This is a genomic window from Pseudomonas sp. ADAK18, from assembly GCF_012935695.1.
Taxonomy (GTDB): Bacteria; Pseudomonadota; Gammaproteobacteria; order Pseudomonadales; family Pseudomonadaceae; genus Aquipseudomonas.
In genome coordinates this window covers 3,080,847-3,098,768 of sequence record NZ_CP052859.1, presented here as the reverse complement: position 1 = coordinate 3,098,768, position 17,922 = coordinate 3,080,847, and the positions used below count along the sequence as shown (strand labels likewise).

The window sequence follows — 17,922 nt, the reverse complement described above, 5'->3', positions numbered from 1 at the left end:
CCCGTTCAATATTGTCCTTCTGGAGTTCTGCCATGTCTCTGAAACCCTTGTTGTTGATCCCGGCCCTGAGTGCGGTCCTGCTGTTGTCGGCCTGCGCAGGCCCAATGCCGCAGCCGGACCCGAGTGAAGCCTGGATTGGCCTGCAAGAGGAAGCGCCCAACGACTTGATGGCCGAGCGGGTGGACGGTAAGCGCATTGATGATGGTCGTTATTTTGAAGTCAAACCCGGCGCCCATCGTCTCGACGTGACCTTGTTTGAAGAAGAGGCGGGTGACGACAATCAGCAGGACTGCCTGGGCCATGTCGACTACAAGGGTTTCAAGGCCGGTGAGCATTACACCTTGGTGGAATCAAGCCTGGGTACCACCGTACGGGCCGAACTTATGGATGGGCATGGCAAGGAAGTGGCGCGCACCCAGGATTTCAACTGCATGCCGGGTTGAGGCCGGGTCAGGCGTGGTGCACGGCGGGTTTGTGTGACTTGTCGGGTGCCGCAGGTTTTACCTGTGGATGATGGTGTCGGCGGGTGACACGCAGTACACCCCACAGCATGGCGCCGGCCACTGAAAGCCAGCCGCATACCAGTAGGAAAATCGTTGTCGTCAGGCTCATGAGTGCCTCCTTTTGCCCTGTGCAGGGCACACACTGTCTGTTATGGACAGTCTAGCCAGCGTACCGTTGCGTGCTATTGACCAATGGTCGTGTGTGTCCAACTTGTTTGCTCTATGCCGGGCCATTTACTGCGGTTCAAGGCTATACCCCGGTTCAAGAGCGTCCTATGATCAACGCCCACGTCGGCATTTGATCAAGAGAGTGATGAAGTTGCGGTTACGGTCGAACGTTAAAACCTCCTGGCTGTTGGCAGCCTGTGTTCTGGGGCTGGCGGCCTGCGCCGGGCACCCCTCGAAAATCCAGGGTCTGCCGGAGCGGGTCGAGCTCAATGGCGTGGCGGGTTTCCGCACTGAGGCCTATTTGAGTGGTCCTTCTGCCTTGGCCAGCATGCTGTCCCAACAAGGCATTGTGATTACACCGGGGTTGCTGGATAAACCGTTGCATTTGCCAGGTGCCGAAGCGGACCTTGAGCGCAATATGCAGGTACTGGCCCGGGAGTACGGCCTGCTGGTCTATCCACTGGATCCCAAGCTGCCGGCGTTATTGACGCAAGTGGCGGCCGGGTATCCGGTCATGGTGCGGATTACCGAGGGTTCGAGCTTCTGGTCCGGGCCGCGTTACGCCGTGCTGGTGGGCTTCAACCAGCAGAAAGGTACGGTGTTGTTGCGTTCGGGGATGAATCGACGGCTGCTGATGGGCTTCAGTGCTTTTGAGTCCGCGTGGGAGAGCGCTGGTCATTGGGCGATCCTGGTTCAGCGGCCAAGCCAATTGCCAGCCAACGTGGATACCCAGCGTTGGCAGCAAGCCGCCAATGCTTTGGCCCAGGCGGGGCAGGAGCAGGCTGCGGCCCAGGCACTCAAGGTGCTGGCCGCGAAGCCATAAAAAACGGCGCTCAAGGGCGCCGTTTTTTATTGTGGTCGAAAACCTTTTAGCGCTCGGATGTCTGCACCACACCCTGACGGTTTTTCAAGTTCTTGTCGGCCTTGTAGCGCAGGGCCACGTCTGGCACTGAGCCGCTCTTGCCGGTTTCAACCCAATTGCGAATGCGGCTGGCATCGGCAAAGTGCGTGAATTTGCCGAACGCGTCGAGGATCACCAGCGACACCGGACGATTGCCCATGCTTGTCACCAGCACCAGGCAGTGGCCGGCCTGGTTGGTAAAGCCGGTCTTGGTCAGCTTGATGTCCCAGTTGGCACGGTTGATCAAGTGGTCGGTGTTGGAAAAGCCCAAGGTGTAGTTGGGCTTGCGGAAAGCTACGGTTTTTTCCTTGGTGGTGCTCAGTTCGCTGAGCATTGGGTACTTGCGTGCGGCTGCCAGCAACTTGCTCAAGTCACGTGCCGTCGAGACGTTATGGATCGACAGGCCGGTGGGCTCGACATAGTGGGTATTGGTCATGCCCAGCGCCTTGGCCTTGGCGTTCATCGCTGCAATAAAGGCTGCGTAGCCGCCCGGGTAGTGGTGGGCGAGGCTGGCGGCGGCACGGTTTTCCGAAGACATCAGGGCAATCAGCAGCATCTCTTTGCGTGGCATTTCGCTGCCGATCTTGACCCGGGAGAACACGCCTTTCATTTCCGGCGTGTCGTTGATGTTGATGTCGATGTACTCATCCATGTTCTGCTTGGCTTCCAGCACGATCAAGCCGGTCATCAGCTTGCTCACCGAAGCAATCGGCACGACCACGTCCGGGTTGCTGGAGTAGATGACCTTGTTGGTCTGCAGGTCCACCAACATCGCACTGCCGGAGGCAATGTGCAGTTGCGAAGTGTCTCGGGGGGCCATAGTGGTTTCGCGGGCGTCGACGTTGGCGCTGACGAAGGTGCCTGTAAGTGCAAAAAATAGGCTGACGATAGAAAGACGAATTTTCACGCGGATGAACTCGCTAAAAAAGTAGGGATATACCGTTCTGCAACGGACTTTCTGACAAATGACGTTACATTCTAGGAGTATGGATCAGAAATTGTCGAATGTGCTTCTAAAACCAGACGAAAGCCCTTAAAAACAAAGAAAAAAGTGATTTTTCTCCGGCCAATAAAAAGCCCCGCCATAAGGCAGGGCTTTTTCAGAGCGGCTGGTTATTAGTCGTGCAGGGTTTCTGCCGCGTACAGCGTGTTTTCCAATAGGCAGGCACGGGTCATCGGGCCAACGCCGCCCGGAACCGGCGTAATCCAGCCGGCGCGAGGCAGGGCGGTTTCATACACCACGTCGCCCACCAGTTTGCCGTCATCCTGGCGATTGATGCCCACGTCAATGACGATGGCGCCTTCCTTGATCCATTCACCTTTCACCAGGCCCGGCTTACCGGCGGCGACTACCACCAGGTCGGCGCGGCCAACATGACCGGCCAGGTCTTTGGTGAAGCGGTGGGTCACGGTCACGGTGCAACCGGCCAGCAACAACTCCATGGCCATCGGGCGACCCACGATGTTGGAGGCGCCGACTACGACCGCGTCCAGACCGTAAAGATCAACGCCGGTGCTTTCCAGCAGGGTCATGATGCCCTTCGGGGTGCAAGGACGCAGCAGCGGAATACGTTGGGCTAGACGACCGACATTATAAGGATGGAAGCCGTCGACGTCTTTGTCCGGGCGGATGCGTTCCAGCAACTTGGACGCGTCCAGATGCTCTGGCAAAGGCAACTGCAGCAGGATGCCGTCGATGCTCGGGTCGTCGTTGAGGCTGTCAATCAGGTCGGTGAGGGCCTGTTGGGTGGTATCGGAAGGCAAGTCATAGGCCTTGGAAATAAAGCCGACCTCTTCACAGTCTTTACGCTTGTGCGAGACATAAACCTGAGAGGCGGGATCGCTGCCGACCAAGATCACCGCGAGCCCCGGCGTGCGCAGGCCTTGCTGGCGACGCTCGGCGACACGTTTGGCGATCTGCTGGCGCAGGCTGGCGGCGATCGATTTGCCGTCGATAAGTTGTGCAGTCATTACGCGTGATTAACCATCGAGAGGGAGAAGAAAAGAGCACGCATTCTCGCATGCCAGGGCGTGAGGGCAAAGGCGCTTGGTCTGCAAATTCCCCTAACTCCTTAAATAAAATGAATTTTTTTCAAAAAAGATTTGACGACCTCAAGGGTCGCCTATACTATTCGTCGCACTTGTCGGGCACAGCCTAGCACTGGTTATGAAGGTCAAGCAGAATAGTCGTTTAGTTCTGTAAGACTGGAAGCACTTAGTTTGTAATCCTCCAAGAGTACAGATTAATAAGGCGCCCGTAGCTCAGCTGGATAGAGCATCCGCCTTCTAAGCGGATGGTCGCAGGTTCGAGTCCTGCCGGGTGCGCCATTAGGCAGCTTTGGCACAAGTAGCGCTATATGGTGGGCGTAGCTCAGTTGGTAGAGCACGGGATTGTGACTCCCGTTGTCGAGGGTTCGATCCCCTTCGTCCACCCCATATTTAAAAAGGCGCCAGATTAATAGTCTGGCGCCTTTGCTTTAACAGCTTCACGCGCGGATGTGGTGGAATTGGTAGACACACTGGATTTAGGTTCCAGCGCCGCAAGGTGTAAGAGTTCGAGTCTCTTCATCCGCACCAAATTCAATTTTGTCAGGGCTGTCGGCTTTGACGGAATAGATTGAAAAAGCAGTGATCAGCGGCTTTTTTGATCACGGGTTCAACTGTTGCGGGGCAATCATCAGGCTGCTCCAGCACAAAAAAGCAATATGGTGGGCGTAGCTCAGTTGGTAGAGCACGGGATTGTGACTCCCGTTGTCGAGGGTTCGATCCCCTTCGTCCACCCCATATTTTGAAAAGGTGCCAGATTAACAGTCTGGCGCCTTTTTTCTTGCCTGCTATTTACCAGATTGGCCGGGTGTTAAAGCACCAAGAAAAAAGCAAGCATTCTCAATGCCTTGGCGTTAGAATCGTTGCCGGTTTTGAACGCTTGGAGCGGGTCCGGCGATATTGGATCAGTGCAGCTATTTAATAGCAGATCACGGCGCAGCATCTGAAAAGGGCTGTGCCGTTTTTGTTTCAGTGGTTTGAGTGTTCAGCGCGGCCACAGGTTTGGGGCCGCAAGGGTAGGGCGCTTCGTCGTATTTATGTTTCTCGATGCTGCTGCCCAGCCCGTCGAACTCGCGTGCGAGATCGGCTGCCGGGGGATGATCGACCACCTCTTCTATATATAGAAGGGTTGGCGCAGAGCCTTGGCGTGATTGACTGTATTTGCTAGCGGGGCGAGGTGTATTCGTGCATTCGCTCCTATAAATTGCCTGCTGCTTTTTTACCCGTTTTCAGTAGGGTGACTTCTTGAGTTTGACCCACTAGAATGCATGCCCTTGATTCTGGGGTCGGAAACGGCCGGCTAACGTCTGTGCAACGAGGAATATCCATGCAAGTTTCTGTTGAAAATACTTCTGCTCTTGAGCGCCGCATGAGCATCACCGTGCCGGCTGAGCGCATCGAGACTCAGGTCAACAAGCGTCTGCAGCAGACTGCCCAAAAGGCCAAGATCGCTGGTTTCCGTCCAGGCAAAGTGCCGATGAGCGAAATCAAGCGCCGTTTTGGTGCTGATGCACGTCAGGAAGCTGTAGGTGACGTGATCCAGGCTTCCTTCTACGAAGCTGTTGTCGAGCAAAAGCTGAACCCGGCTGGTTCGCCTTCGATCGAGCCTAAAACCCTGGAAGCAGGCAAGGATCTGGAATACGTAGCCGTTTTCGAAGTGTTCCCTGAATTCGAAGTGGCCGGTTTCGATTCCATCGCTATCGAGCGCCTGAGCGCTGACGTGGCTGATTCGGACCTGGACAACATGCTGGAAATCCTGCGCAAGCAGAACACTCGTTTTGAAGTGGCCGATCGCGCTGCCCAGAACGAAGACCAGCTGAACATCGATTTCGTTGGCAAGGTTGACGGCGAAGTGTTCGCTGGCGGCTCGGCCAAGGGCACTCAACTGGTGCTGGGTTCCAACCGTATGATCCCAGGTTTCGAAGACGGTCTGGTTGGCGCTAAAGCCGGCGAAGAACGTGTTCTGAACCTGACCTTCCCGGCTGACTATCAGAACCTGGACCTGGCTGGCAAAGCCGCCGAGTTCACCGTGACCGTCAACACCGTTTCCGAGCCTAAGCTGCCTGAGTTGAACGAAGAGTTCTTCACCCAGTTCGGTATCAAGGAAACCGGTATCGAAGGTTTCCGCACCGAAGTTCGCAAGAACATGGAGCGTGAGCTGCGCCAGGCCATCAAGTCCAAGGTCAAGAACCAGGTCATGGACGGTCTGCTGGCTGCCAACCCGATCGAAGTGCCTAAGGCCCTGCTGTCCAACGAAGTGGATCGTCTGCGCGTGCAGGCTGTTCAGCAGTTCGGCGGCAACATCAAGCCTGACCAACTGCCGGCTGAGCTGTTCGAAGAGCAAGCCAAGCGCCGTGTAGTGCTGGGCCTGATCGTGGCGGAAGTGGTCAAGCAGTTCGACCTCAAGCCTGACGAAACCCGCGTTCGCGAGATGATTCAGGAAATGGCTTCGGCTTACCAAGAGCCTGAGCAGGTTGTGTCTTGGTACTACAAGAACGACCAGCAACTGAACGAAGTGCGTTCGGTTGTGCTGGAAGAGCAAGTTGTAGATACTGTTCTGCAGAAGGCTAAGGTGACCGATAAAGCGGTCTCTTACGAAGAAGCAGTCAAGCCGGCGGAAGCAGCACAAGCCGACTGATTGTCCAACTCGTTCGAAAATACACCCATAAGCCAGCCTCGCGCTGGCTTATGCGTATTCAAGACATGACTATTTGGGAGTAACTGCAGAGCATGTTCCGTAATTCGTATATTCAGCAGAACTCTGATATCCAGGCCGCAGGCGGCTTGGTCCCGATGGTTGTCGAGCAGTCTGCTCGTGGCGAGCGCGCCTATGACATCTACTCGCGCCTTCTCAAGGAACGAGTGATCTTTCTGGTTGGTCCGGTAGAGGACTACATGGCCAACCTGATCTGTGCGCAACTGCTGTTCCTTGAAGCGGAAAACCCGGACAAGGACATCCATCTCTACATCAACTCCCCGGGCGGTTCGGTGACAGCGGGCATGTCGATCTACGACACCATGCAGTTCATCAAGCCAAACGTGTCGACTACCTGTATCGGTCAGGCGTGCAGCATGGGTGCTTTCCTGCTGACCGCTGGTGCTGAGGGCAAGCGTTACTGCCTGCCGAACTCGCGTGTGATGATTCACCAGCCACTGGGCGGTTTCCAGGGGCAGGCGTCGGATATCGAAATCCATGCCAAGGAAATCCTCTTTATTCGTGAGCGTCTCAACACGCTGATGGCCAAGCATAGCGGGCATACCCTGGAAGAGATCGAGCGCGACACCAACCGCGATAATTTCATGAGCGCCGAAGCCGCGCGTGAATACGGGTTGATCGACGCAGTGATCGAAAAGCGCCCTGCTTAATATAAGCAGCTCAAAATAGGGCTGGTCGGCGGGTCCGATCACCAGTGGGCTTGAAAAAGCCCTCAATAGCCTTCATCTTGTGTTGCAAGCCTATCGGATTTGGATCGAACGAATGACTGACACCCGCAACGGCGAGGACAACGGCAAGCTGCTCTATTGCTCCTTCTGTGGCAAAAGCCAGCATGAAGTACGCAAATTGATTGCCGGCCCCTCGGTCTTTATCTGCGACGAGTGCGTCGACCTGTGCAATGACATCATCCGTGAGGAGGTGCAGGAAGCCCAGGCCGAAAGCAGCGCGCATAAATTGCCTTCGCCTAAAGAAATCAGCGGCATCCTTGACCAGTACGTAATTGGTCAAGAGCGTGCGAAGAAGGTTTTGGCCGTAGCGGTGTACAACCACTACAAGCGCCTTAACCAGCGTGACAAAAAGAATGATGACGTCGAGCTCGGCAAAAGTAACATCTTGCTGATCGGTCCTACAGGTTCGGGTAAAACCTTGCTTGCAGAAACCCTGGCTCGCCTGCTGAACGTTCCCTTCACCATTGCTGACGCAACCACCCTCACTGAGGCGGGGTACGTGGGCGAAGATGTCGAGAACATTATTCAGAAGCTGCTGCAGAAATGCGATTACGACGTAGAGAAAGCCCAGATGGGCATTGTCTACATCGATGAAATCGACAAGATTTCGCGCAAGTCCGACAACCCTTCGATTACCCGGGATGTTTCCGGCGAAGGTGTGCAGCAAGCGCTGTTGAAACTGATCGAAGGCACGGTTGCTTCCGTACCGCCACAAGGCGGCCGCAAGCATCCACAGCAGGAATTCCTTCAGGTTGATACGCGCAACATCCTGTTCATCTGCGGCGGTGCGTTCTCCGGTCTGGAAAAGGTTATTCAAAACCGTTCCACCCGTGGCGGCATTGGCTTCAGTGCAGAAGTTCGCAGCAAGGAAGAAGGCAAGAAAGTCGGTGAATCCCTGCGTGAAGTCGAGCCTGACGATTTGGTCAAGTTCGGTCTGATCCCGGAATTTGTCGGCCGTCTGCCGGTCCTGGCGACGTTGGACGAGCTGGATGAGGCTGCGTTGATGCAGATTCTCACCGAGCCGAAAAACGCCCTGACCAAGCAGTACGCCAAGCTGTTCGAGATGGAAGGTGTGGACCTCGAGTTCCGTGCTGACGCGCTCAAATCGGTGGCCAAGCGGGCACTGGAGCGCAAGACGGGCGCCCGTGGTTTGCGTTCGATCCTCGAAGGCGTGTTGCTCGACACCATGTATGAAATCCCCTCGCAATCCGAGGTGAGTAAAGTGGTGATCGACGAAAGCGTTATAGAAGGCAAGTCCAAGCCACTGTATATCTATGAAAACAGTGAGCCAGCTGCCAAGGCTGCGCCTGACGCGTAAGCGTCGTCCTGCCGGAATAGAACAAGGGGCCTTAGGGCCCCTTTGTTTTTACTGCGTTTAACTGCTGCCATTAAGCTTGTTTTTTTTGCAGACAGCCCCCATCTTGGTTTCAAGCTTACTTTCATCTGTCATAGAGGCGAAATCATGAAGACAACCATTGAATTGCCTCTCCTGCCGTTGCGCGATGTCGTTGTGTATCCGCACATGGTTATCCCGCTGTTCGTGGGGCGCGAGAAGTCTATCGAAGCCCTCGAGGCTGCGATGACGGGCGACAAGCAGATCCTGCTGTTGGCCCAGAAGAATCCTGCCGACGATGATCCGGGCGAAGATGCCCTGTACCGCGTTGGTACTATTGCTACCGTTCTGCAACTGCTCAAGCTGCCTGATGGCACCGTCAAGGTGTTGGTTGAAGGTGAGCAGCGTGGGGCGGTCGAACGCTTCATGGAGGTGGACGGCCACCTGCGCGCCGAAGTGGTGCTGATCGACGAAGTCGACGCTCCTGAACGCGAGTCCGAAGTATTTGTTCGCAGCCTGCTTTCCCAGTTCGAGCAATATGTGCAACTGGGCAAGAAAGTCCCCGCTGAAGTCCTTTCTTCCCTCAACAGCATTGATGAGCCAAGCCGCCTGGTCGACACCATGGCCGCGCACATGGCGCTGAAAATCGAGCAGAAGCAGGACATCCTCGAAATTATCGATTTGTCGGCCCGGGTCGAGCACGTCCTGGCATTGCTGGATGCCGAAATCGACCTGCTGCAGGTTGAGAAGCGCATTCGCGGCCGCGTCAAAAAGCAAATGGAGCGCAGCCAGCGCGAGTACTACTTGAATGAGCAAATGAAGGCCATTCAGAAAGAGCTGGGTGACAGCGAAGAAGGCCACAACGAAATCGAAGAGCTGAAGAAGCGCATCGATGCCGCTGGCCTGCCGAAAGACGCCCTGACCAAAGCGACTGCCGAGCTGAACAAGCTCAAGCAGATGTCGCCAATGTCGGCTGAAGCGACCGTGGTGCGTTCCTACATCGACTGGTTGGTTCAGGTGCCGTGGAAAGCTCAGACCAAGGTGCGCCTGGACCTGGCTCGCGCTGAAGACATTCTCGATGCCGATCACTATGGCCTCGAAGAAGTCAAAGAACGCATCCTCGAATACCTCGCTGTGCAAAAGCGCGTGAAGAAGATTCGCGGTCCGGTGTTGTGCCTGGTCGGGCCTCCTGGTGTGGGTAAAACCTCGCTGGCTGAGTCGATTGCCCACGCAACAAACCGTAAATTCGTACGCATGGCCCTTGGCGGCGTCCGCGATGAGGCGGAAATTCGTGGCCATCGCCGGACTTACATCGGTTCGATGCCGGGAAGATTGATTCAAAAGATGACAAAGGTGGGCGTACGCAACCCGCTGTTCCTGCTCGATGAAATCGACAAGATGGGCAGTGACATGCGTGGCGATCCGGCGTCGGCTTTGCTGGAAGTGCTCGACCCCGAGCAGAACCACAATTTCAACGACCATTACCTGGAAGTCGACTACGACCTGTCCGACGTAATGTTCCTTTGCACCTCCAATTCCATGAACATTCCGCCAGCGTTGCTGGACCGGATGGAAGTGATTCGTCTGCCGGGCTACACCGAAGACGAGAAGATCAACATCGCGGTCAAATACCTCGCGCCCAAGCAGATTTCGGCCAATGGCCTGAAGAAGGGCGAGATCGAATTCGAGGTCGAGGCGATCCGCGACATCATTCGTTACTACACCCGCGAGGCCGGAGTACGGGGCCTTGAGCGTCAGTTGGCGAAGATCTGCCGCAAGGCGGTCAAGGAACACGCGCTGGAAAAACGTTTCTCGGTGAAGGCGACTGCCGACTCCCTGGAGCACTACCTGGGCGTGCGTAAATTCCGTTATGGCCTGGCTGAGCAGCAGGACCAGATCGGTCAGGTAACCGGCCTGGCGTGGACTCAGGTGGGCGGCGAATTGCTGACCATCGAAGCGGCTGTCGTGCCGGGCAAAGGCCAACTGATCAAGACCGGTTCCCTCGGCGATGTGATGGTCGAGTCGATCACCGCCGCGCTGACCGTAGTGCGCAGCCGCGCCAAGAGCCTGGGAATCCCCGTGGACTTCCACGAGAAGCGCGATACCCACATCCATATGCCGGAAGGGGCGACTCCCAAAGATGGCCCTAGCGCAGGCGTAGGCATGTGCACGGCACTGGTATCAGCCTTGACCGGCATTCCGGTGCGTGCCGATGTCGCCATGACCGGGGAAATTACCCTGCGTGGTCAGGTGCTGGCCATTGGTGGCCTCAAAGAGAAATTGCTCGCTGCGCACCGTGGTGGTATCAAGACGGTGATCATTCCTGAAGAGAATGTTCGCGACTTGAAGGAAATTCCTGACAACATCAAGCAAGATCTGCAGATTAAACCCGTTAAATGGATTGACGAGGTCCTGCAAATTGCGCTGCAATACGCGCCGGAGCCCTTGCCGGATGTGGCTCCGGAGATAGTTGCAAAGGATGAAAAACGCGAGACTGACTCTAAGGAAAGAATTAGCACGCATTAATACGTTTAAGCCTGGTGGCTTCCTTGACAGCTTTTTAGAGCCCTTGTTATAAAGCGGCTCTTAAGTGTCTGTAGGCCATTCAGCACTGGTTTTTGCTTTCACCAAAAAACTTAGAATCATACTCAATAGATATAAGGGGACTTAGAGTGAACAAGTCGGAACTGATTGATGCTATCGCTGCATCTGCTGATATCCCGAAAGCCGCTGCTGGCCGTGCGCTGGACGCAGTAATCGAATCCGTCACTGGCGCTCTCAAGGCCGGCGACTCCGTGGTACTGGTTGGTTTCGGTACTTTCTCTGTGACCGATCGTCCAGCTCGCACTGGCCGTAACCCACAGACCGGCAAGGCGCTGCAAATCGCCGCTGCCAAAAAGCCAGGCTTCAAAGCCGGTAAAGCCCTGAAAGAAGCGGTTAACTAAGCTTCGTTCAAGCCTTACCCATCCGGGTTGGACGCAGGTCTGACCTGGCAGCGGAGCGGCAGTTGACCCAAGTATCCATCGGGTCGCCACGCCGGGGGTGTTGGGTTCAAACCCCCGTCCGCTCCGCCAGTTACGAGAAGGCGCATCCTCGGATGCGCCTTTCTTCTATCCGGACTCTACCCACGCTCCACGGTTGCCTAATTTTGAAGTTCAACCGTTTCTGGGGGACGCATGCTGCAGAATATCAGGGACAATTCACAAGGCTGGATTGCCAAGACCATTATCGGGATCATCGTCGCATTGATGGCGTTCACCGGTATCGAGGCTATTTTTCAGGCTTCGACCAACAACAAGCAGGACGTGGCCAAGGTCAACGGTGAAGAAATCACCCAAAACGAGCTGAGCCAGGCCGTCGACATGCAACGTCGTCAACTGATGCAACAGTTGGGCAAGGACTTCGATGCTTCCTTGCTGGATGAAAAACTGCTGCGCGAAGCCGCTCTCAAAGGTTTGATCGATCGCAAGCTGCTGCTGCAAGGCGCCGCCGATTCGAAATTCGCTTTCTCCGAGGCTGCACTGGACCAAGTGATCCTGCAGACACCGGAATTCCAGGTTGATGGCCAGTTCAACGCCGAGCGTTTTGACCAGGTGATCCGTCAACTGGGCTACAGCCGCCTGCAATTCCGTCAGATGCTGACTCAGGAAATGCTGATCGGCCAGGTTCGCGCAGGCATCGCCGGCAGTGGTTTTGTCACCGACGCCCAGGTCCTGGCATTTGCGCGTCTGGAAAAACAGACCCGCGATTTCGCCACCGTCAACATCAAGGCTGATCCTGCGGCGGTGAAACTCACCGACGACGAGGTCAAGGCTTACTACGACCAGCACGCCAAAGAGTTCATGACCCCCGACCAGGTGGTCATCGACTACCTGGAGCTGAAGAAGGCTTCCTTCTTCGACCAGGTCACGGTCAAGGACGATGAGCTGCAGGCGTTGTATCAGAAAGAAACCGCCAACCTCGCTGAACAGCGTCGTGCCGCGCACATTCTGATTGAAGTCAACGACAAGGTGAACGAGGCGCAAGCCAAGGCCAAGATCGAGGAAATCCAGGCACGCCTGGCCAAGGGCGAAAGCTTTGAAGCCTTGGCCAAGGAGTTCTCCCAGGATCCAGGTTCGGCGAACAGTGGCGGTGACCTCGGTTACGCGGGCCCTGGCGTCTATGACCCTGCCTTCGAAACAGCCCTGTATGCCTTGAACAAGGATCAGGTCTCGGCGCCGGTACGTACCACCTTCGGCTGGCACCTGATCAAGCTGTTGGGAGTTGAAGCACCGCAAGTGCCATCGTTTGCCAGCCTGAAAGACAAGCTGACCCACGAGCTGAAAACTCAGCAGGTTGAACAGCGTTTCGTTGAAGCGACCAAACAACTGGAAGATGCTGCATTCGAAGCTTCCGACCTGGCCCAGCCAGCGTCGGACCTGAAGCTGACCGTGCACACCTCCCAGCCATTTGGCCGTAACGGTGGTGATGGCATTGCAGCAAACCGTGCGGTAGTCACCGCAGCGTTCAGCCCGGAAGTTCTGGACGAGGGTGCCAACAGCACCGCCATCGACCTGGATCCGGAAACCATCGTGGTGCTGCGTGCCAAAGAGCACCTGAAGCCTGCTCAGCTGCCGCTGGAAAGCGTTGCGACTGCCATCCGTGCGCAAATGACCAAGGAGCGCGCTATCGCTGCGGCCAAGGCTCATGCGGATGAACTGATTGCCAGCTTGCGTGATGGCAAGACTCCGTTGAATCAAGTGATCGATGGTCAGAGCTGGAAAGTCACCGAAGCGGCCACCCGTGGCCAGGAAGGGATCGATCCAGCAGTGCTGCAAGCCCTGTTCCGCATGCCTAAGCCTGCGGCCAAGGACAAGCCCACCTTCACCAGCGTGACGCTGGCCGACGGTAGCCTGATGATCGTGCGCCTGAACGATGTCAACGAAGCCGCTGCTCCGACGGACGAAGAAAAGGCTCAATACCGCCGCTTCCTCGCTTCGCGTGTGGGTCAGCAGGACTTTGCTGCCTATCGTAAGCAGTTGGAAACCCAGGCTGACATCAAGAAGTTCTGATGTTGCGGGTCGCCTGAATAAAAAGCCCCCGGCCTGAACAGGCCGGGGGCTTTTTTTGTCCGCTCGATTCAGTGAATGTGTTTCGTCCGTAGTGTGGCGAGCAGCGCTAGCAGCAGCAACGCGGCGACCACCCACGGAAATGAAATCACTCCCATCCCCTGCAACAATATGCCGCCTGCCAAACCGCCCCCGGCAATCCCCAGGTTCCACACGGTGACCAGCATCGACTGCGCCGCATCGGCCGAATCCCCGGCGGACTTGGCCAGTGCCGTTTGCAGCAGCGCCGGAAGGCCACCAAAGGCCAGGCCCCACAACGCGACTGTCATGTAGATCACGGGTGCAGAACTGAGCCAGAACGCTAACGCCAAGGACGACAGGGCAAACAGTGCACAGCTGATGATCACTAACTGGCGTAGCCGTTGATCAATCAACACTCCAACAATCCAGATGCTCAAGAGTGCGGCCAGGCCAAACACCAGCAGCACCCGGTCGATATCGGCTGCGATTCCGGCGGGCACCAGAAAAGGTGCAATGTAGGTGTAGAGGATGTTATGGGCCAGCACGTAGGTAAAGGTCACAAACAACACCGGACGAATCCCTGGTAGCGTTAGTACTTGGCGTAGCCCGAGACGTTTCTCCACGCTTTGCCCGGCAAAATCCGGTACCTGCCAGCGTACCCAGGCCAGCAGCACAATCGTTAGCCCGGTCATGATTGCGAAACTCAAGCGCCATCCCACTGCTGTCCCCAGGAAGGTCCCGGCGGGTACCCCAAGGGACAGCGCCAACGGGGCACCCAGCATGGCCACGGCAATCGCTCGCCCTTGCAGATGCGGTGCCACCATACGGCTGGCGTAACCGGCCAGTAGCGCCCAGAGCAGGCCGGCGAAGACGCCCGCAAACAGACGGGCCACCAGTGTCAGCAGGTAGTCGCTGGAAAACGCCGTGATGCTGTTGACCAGAGCAAAGCCACCGATGGCAATCAGCAGCAACGGTCGCCGGCGCCAGCCACGGGTGGCGATGGTCAAGGGGATGGCCGCCAGCAATGAGCCGATGGCGTATAGCGTTACGAGCTGACCGACCAGTGCCTCGCAAACCCCGAGATCGGCACCCATCTGCGGTAGCAGGCCGGCGGGCATGGCCTCGGTGAGGATGGTGATGAATCCGGCCGTGGCCAGTGCCAGTAAACCGCTGAGGGGCAGCCGGTCACGGCTGGCGGGAACGTGTGGGGGGGAATCGGCAAGTGCGCAGCTGTCGTTCATGTTTCTCGGCTCCAGTGTCAATACGGCAGGGCAAGGCCGCAGAGTAGGGTGCTGCGCTGGGCAGAAAAACAGGCTAAAGTTCCGAACTTATCGGACGCTTATGTCCGCAATAATCTGGAAAGCCACCATGGACAGTCTGGGCAGTATTTCGGTGTTTGTGCTGGTGGCGGAAACCCGCAGCTTTACCGACGCCGGTCGGGTGCTGGGTGTGTCTTCTTCGGCGGTCGGCAAGAGTATCGCGCGCATCGAAGAGCGCCTGGGGGTCAGGTTGTTCCACCGCAGCACCCGCAGCATCACCTTGACGGGTGAGGGTGCGCTGTTTCTGGAACGCTGCCGACGCATTCTTGCCGAGGTCGAAGCGGCAGAACAGGAGTTGACCCAGGCGGCGGCCACCCCAAGGGGTAAGCTGCGCATCAGCCTGCCTCAGGTCAGGGGCTTGTTGATGCCGGTATTGGCTGACTTTATGCGCGCCTACCCGGATATCGAACTGGATGTGGACTTTTCCGACCGCATGGTGGATGTGATCGAGGAGGGTTTTGACGCTGTGGTGCGTACTGGCAAGCCCGAGGATTCGCGCTTGATGGCGCGCCTCCTTGGGCATTACCGCTTGGTGCTGGTGGGCTCGCCCGACTATTTTGCCCAACATGGCGTACCCCTTCGGCCTCAGGACTTGAGCGACCACGCCTGCTTGCGCCACAAGTTCTGCGCCACCGGCAAGCTCGAAGCCTGGCCATTGCGACCGGAACCCGGTCTACCAGAGCCGACCCTGCGTGCACCTCTCGTGTCCACAACCATTGAGTCGCTCATGCACGTTGCCCATGAAGGTCTGGGCATTGCCTGCCTGCCGGACTTCATGGTCCGCGAATCGGTGGAGCAGGGCAGGCTGCAAAGGGTACTGGATGCCTACTTGGAACACAGCAGCAGCTTCTGGATGCTCTGGCCATCCAGTCGCCATGCCTCAGCCAAGTTACGGGTGTTTATCGACCATCTGTGCGACCGGCTTTTTCCTGCGGACACCGTCCCATAAGTCTCTTGGGTTTTACCGACAGGAATCCGCACGCCAAGGCCACGTTCTGTTGCACAATACCGCCCTGACCGTTTTCCTCAGGATTTTCAATGTTGACATCATTTCACTTGCGTAGCCTCGGGCTGGCGCTGGTGCTGGCGGGCGCCGCGGGCTGTTCGTCACCCAAGACCGCTATTTATGAACATGAGAATTTCGACGATTCCGGTACGTTTTCCCGTGATTACCCAGTCAGTGACACGGCGGCCTGCGAAGCGGCCCGGCGTGCGCTGCTGAGCCAGGGTTACATCATCACCAGCAGCGATCCGAAGCTGGTGGTCGGCAACAAGAGTTTCCAGCAGACCGGTGAAACTCACTTGCAGATCAGTTTCAACGTCGTGTGTGCTGATGATGGCAGTGGCGATCACCATTCGACCATGTTTGCCAACGCATTGCAGGATCGCTACGCGTTGAAGAAGGTCAATAACTCGGCGAGCCTGGGGGTGGGTGTTTTGGGTTCGGTGTCGATGCCGATCGGGTCCACCGACGACTCGATGGTCAAGGTGGCCAGCGAGACGGTCTCCTCGCCCAAGTTTTATGAGCGTTACTTCTCCCTGGTGGACGTTTTCCTGCCTCAGGAAGTGAAAAAGGCTGAGCACATCCCCGAGAAACCCAAGGCTGATCTGGGTGTACCTGAGCCCAAGGTGGCGCCGGCCACCGATAAGATTGAAGCGCCGAAGGAAGTACCGGCCGCCCCCTTGGCTCCTGTAACACCGGCTGTGTCACAACCGGTCGTGCCACCGGCGCAAGTTGCACCGATTGCCCCGCAGGAAACACCTGCGCCAGCCGCCCCGGTTGAAACCACGCCTACGTTGCCCGCGCCGACAGAGGTGATTGCGCCACTGCCGACACCCGCGCAGTAAGTCGGGATGTGCCCTGTTAAATCCAAAGAAGGCTGCTACGTTTAATCTTTAAGTGCAGGAACGTCATGTCTCGGACATTTTTTCGTCATGACGGCACTTTAGGCTGGTTGTGCAGGTCACTACACAATGCCTTTTCGATTAAACAAGGAGTCAACAATGGACGATTATCAGGAAGAACTGCTGGAGTACCAGGCTTTTGAATGGGATCCGCTGGATCCGGCCGATGATGCGACAGAGCTGTAAACAGCCCTCAGGCGGAATGCCGTTGACTGCGGCGAAATTCCCCTGGGGTCTGGCTGTTCCACCGCTTGAAGGCCCGTTGAAAGGCTTCCGCTGAAGCAAAACCCAGCAAATAGGCAATTTCACCAAATGCCAGTTCGGTGTCGCGAATGTAGGTCATGGCCAGGTCGCGGCGGGTATCGTTGAGAATTGCGCGAAACTGAGTGCCTTCTTCGGCCAGTTTGCGACGCAAGGTCCAGGTCGGCAGTTTCAAGCGTGCCGCCACTTCTTCCAGGTCGGGCTCCCGGCCACCATTGAGCATCGGCCCGAGCAAACGGGTAATGCGCTCGCGCAGGCTGCGGGTGCGGGTCAACTGTTCCAACTCCCTTTCACACAATTGCAACAGCAACTGCCAGGTACTGGGGCAATGCTCGGGATTGCGCATGGCCAGGGTTTTCTGGCTGAGGCGCAACTGATTGGCCTCGGCGCCAAATTGGATTGGGCAATCCCCCAGCACGCTGTAGCGTTCGCTGTAGTCCGGTGCGGTGAACTCAATCTCGATGCGTTCAGCCTGGACCGGTTGCAGGCTCAGGCTCGACAGCTGGTGCAGCCAGCCGGCGATGATTGAATCCACCACGAAGCGGTTGTAGGCGTTATAGGGGCTGATGGAGTAGAAACGCAGCCAGGCGCCGTCGACGTCTTCATGAAAGCTGGATTGGCCGCGATAGTTTGAGCCGTACAACGCTTCGAAGCGCGTCAGCGTACGCGCAGCTTCGCGCACCGTAGGCGCCTGAGCCGCCGTCACACCGGCCAGACCCGCTTGGCTCAAACGGCTGAGCTGGCCCATGCGCAGGCCCAGGCTCGGGTCGCCGGTCAGTTGGATGGCGGCGTGGCCCAGGCGCATATAGCGCGGGATCGACAAGCGAGCGCCGGCCTCGCCGAGTCGAGCGGGGTCCAGGCCGTATTGCAGCAGCAGTGGCTGCGGGTCCAGGCCATGGCTGAGGATGGCGTCGGCCAAGGTGTGGACGAAGCCCACCGACAGATCACCGAGACGCATCGGCGCGGGCTTCAT

Annotated in this window: 15 protein-coding genes and 4 tRNA genes; 14 read left to right on the top strand and 5 right to left on the bottom strand. The window is 57.0% G+C overall.

The window, feature by feature from the left end:
- Positions 1–32: 32 nt before the first annotated feature.
- A complete protein-coding gene (locus HKK55_RS13825; RefSeq protein WP_169355198.1) occupies positions 33–443 on the top strand; it encodes a hypothetical protein in 411 nt (136 codons plus the stop codon).
- 7 nt (positions 444–450) lie between these two features.
- Here the strand turns inward: HKK55_RS13825 and HKK55_RS13820 are convergent, their stop codons facing one another.
- Positions 451–612, bottom strand: a complete 162-nt coding sequence (locus HKK55_RS13820; protein ID WP_169355197.1) for a hypothetical protein — start codon at positions 610–612, stop codon at positions 451–453.
- A 210-nt stretch (positions 613–822) separates the two neighbouring features.
- On the opposite strand from HKK55_RS13820, the gene HKK55_RS13815 reads away from it, so the two are divergent.
- Positions 823–1,494: a peptidase C39 family protein gene (locus tag HKK55_RS13815; protein ID WP_169357854.1), complete on the top strand. Its 672-nt coding sequence runs from the start codon at positions 823–825 to the stop codon at positions 1,492–1,494.
- Positions 1,495–1,540: 46 nt separating this feature from the next.
- Here HKK55_RS13815 and pbpG read toward each other — a convergent pair whose 3' ends face one another.
- A complete protein-coding gene (gene pbpG, locus HKK55_RS13810; protein WP_169355196.1) occupies positions 1,541–2,479 on the bottom strand; it encodes a D-alanyl-D-alanine endopeptidase in 939 nt (312 codons plus the stop codon).
- A 209-nt stretch (positions 2,480–2,688) separates the two neighbouring features.
- Positions 2,689–3,543 (bottom strand): bifunctional methylenetetrahydrofolate dehydrogenase/methenyltetrahydrofolate cyclohydrolase FolD, encoded by an 855-nt coding sequence (folD, locus tag HKK55_RS13805; RefSeq protein WP_169355195.1) that lies wholly within the window; start codon positions 3,541–3,543, stop codon positions 2,689–2,691.
- A 280-nt stretch (positions 3,544–3,823) separates the two neighbouring features.
- Between folD and HKK55_RS13800 the strand changes: the two genes are divergently transcribed.
- The 10 genes from HKK55_RS13800 to HKK55_RS13755 all read left to right on the top strand — a co-directional run bounded on the left by HKK55_RS13800 (position 3,824) and on the right by HKK55_RS13755 (position 13,446).
- Positions 3,824–3,900: transfer RNA gene (locus HKK55_RS13800), tRNA-Arg, on the top strand.
- A 32-nt stretch (positions 3,901–3,932) separates the two neighbouring features.
- Positions 3,933–4,008 (top strand) — tRNA-His (locus HKK55_RS13795).
- Between the two features lie 56 nt (positions 4,009–4,064).
- Positions 4,065–4,149, top strand: a tRNA-Leu gene (locus HKK55_RS13790).
- Positions 4,150–4,280: 131 nt separating this feature from the next.
- Positions 4,281–4,356 (top strand) — tRNA-His (locus HKK55_RS13785).
- 589 nt (positions 4,357–4,945) lie between these two features.
- A complete protein-coding gene (gene tig / locus HKK55_RS13780; RefSeq protein WP_169355194.1) occupies positions 4,946–6,256 on the top strand; it encodes a trigger factor in 1,311 nt (436 codons plus the stop codon).
- A 92-nt stretch (positions 6,257–6,348) separates the two neighbouring features.
- Positions 6,349–6,984, top strand: a complete 636-nt coding sequence (gene clpP, locus HKK55_RS13775) for an ATP-dependent Clp endopeptidase proteolytic subunit ClpP (RefSeq protein ID WP_003174822.1) — start codon at positions 6,349–6,351, stop codon at positions 6,982–6,984.
- 112 nt (positions 6,985–7,096) lie between these two features.
- Entirely contained in the window at positions 7,097–8,380 is a 1,284-nt protein-coding gene (clpX, locus tag HKK55_RS13770; RefSeq protein ID WP_155585587.1) for an ATP-dependent Clp protease ATP-binding subunit ClpX, read from the top strand.
- A 144-nt stretch (positions 8,381–8,524) separates the two neighbouring features.
- Complete coding sequence (gene lon / locus HKK55_RS13765) at positions 8,525–10,921, top strand: endopeptidase La (protein ID WP_155585588.1); 2,397 nt, start codon at positions 8,525–8,527, stop codon at positions 10,919–10,921.
- 146 nt (positions 10,922–11,067) lie between these two features.
- Positions 11,068–11,340: an HU family DNA-binding protein gene (locus HKK55_RS13760; protein ID WP_003174819.1), complete on the top strand. Its 273-nt coding sequence runs from the start codon at positions 11,068–11,070 to the stop codon at positions 11,338–11,340.
- A gap of 231 nt (positions 11,341–11,571) precedes the next feature.
- Positions 11,572–13,446 carry a SurA N-terminal domain-containing protein gene (locus tag HKK55_RS13755; RefSeq protein WP_169355193.1) on the top strand — a complete coding sequence of 625 codons (1,875 nt, stop codon included), beginning with the start codon at positions 11,572–11,574 and terminating at the stop codon, positions 13,444–13,446.
- Positions 13,447–13,514: 68 nt separating this feature from the next.
- On the opposite strand, the gene HKK55_RS13750 is transcribed toward HKK55_RS13755, so the two are convergent.
- Positions 13,515–14,705: an MFS transporter gene (locus HKK55_RS13750; RefSeq protein ID WP_169355192.1), complete on the bottom strand. Its 1,191-nt coding sequence runs from the start codon at positions 14,703–14,705 to the stop codon at positions 13,515–13,517.
- A 127-nt stretch (positions 14,706–14,832) separates the two neighbouring features.
- Here HKK55_RS13750 and HKK55_RS13745 point away from each other — a divergent pair, with 127 nt between their 5' ends.
- Both HKK55_RS13745 and HKK55_RS13740 read left to right on the top strand, forming a co-directional pair.
- A complete protein-coding gene (locus HKK55_RS13745; RefSeq protein WP_169357853.1) occupies positions 14,833–15,732 on the top strand; it encodes a LysR substrate-binding domain-containing protein in 900 nt (299 codons plus the stop codon).
- 89 nt (positions 15,733–15,821) lie between these two features.
- Positions 15,822–16,631 (top strand): DUF2242 domain-containing protein, encoded by an 810-nt coding sequence (locus HKK55_RS13740; protein ID WP_169355191.1) that lies wholly within the window; start codon positions 15,822–15,824, stop codon positions 16,629–16,631.
- Positions 16,632–16,881: 250 nt separating this feature from the next.
- Here HKK55_RS13740 and HKK55_RS13735 read toward each other — a convergent pair whose 3' ends face one another.
- Positions 16,882–17,922 (bottom strand): AraC family transcriptional regulator, encoded by a 1,041-nt coding sequence (locus HKK55_RS13735; protein ID WP_169355190.1) that lies wholly within the window; start codon positions 17,920–17,922, stop codon positions 16,882–16,884.

Coding starts and splice junctions, on each gene's coding strand:
- HKK55_RS13825 (WP_169355198.1), top strand. CDS start 33: ATGTCTCTGAAACCCTTGTTGTTGATCCCGGCCCTGAGTGCGGTCCTG.
- HKK55_RS13820 (WP_169355197.1), bottom strand. CDS start 612: ATGAGCCTGACGACAACGATTTTCCTACTGGTATGCGGCTGGCTTTCA.
- folD (WP_169355195.1), bottom strand. CDS start 3,543: ATGACTGCACAACTTATCGACGGCAAATCGATCGCCGCCAGCCTGCGC.
- tig (WP_169355194.1), top strand. CDS start 4,946: ATGCAAGTTTCTGTTGAAAATACTTCTGCTCTTGAGCGCCGCATGAGC.
- clpP (WP_003174822.1), top strand. CDS start 6,349: ATGTTCCGTAATTCGTATATTCAGCAGAACTCTGATATCCAGGCCGCA.
- clpX (WP_155585587.1), top strand. CDS start 7,097: ATGACTGACACCCGCAACGGCGAGGACAACGGCAAGCTGCTCTATTGC.
- lon (WP_155585588.1), top strand. CDS start 8,525: ATGAAGACAACCATTGAATTGCCTCTCCTGCCGTTGCGCGATGTCGTT.
- HKK55_RS13755 (WP_169355193.1), top strand. CDS start 11,572: ATGCTGCAGAATATCAGGGACAATTCACAAGGCTGGATTGCCAAGACC.
- HKK55_RS13750 (WP_169355192.1), bottom strand. CDS start 14,705: ATGAACGACAGCTGCGCACTTGCCGATTCCCCCCCACACGTTCCCGCC.
- HKK55_RS13745 (WP_169357853.1), top strand. CDS start 14,833: ATGGACAGTCTGGGCAGTATTTCGGTGTTTGTGCTGGTGGCGGAAACC.
- HKK55_RS13740 (WP_169355191.1), top strand. CDS start 15,822: ATGTTGACATCATTTCACTTGCGTAGCCTCGGGCTGGCGCTGGTGCTG.
- HKK55_RS13735 (WP_169355190.1), bottom strand. CDS start 17,922: ATGAAGCCCGCGCCGATGCGTCTCGGTGATCTGTCGGTGGGCTTCGTC.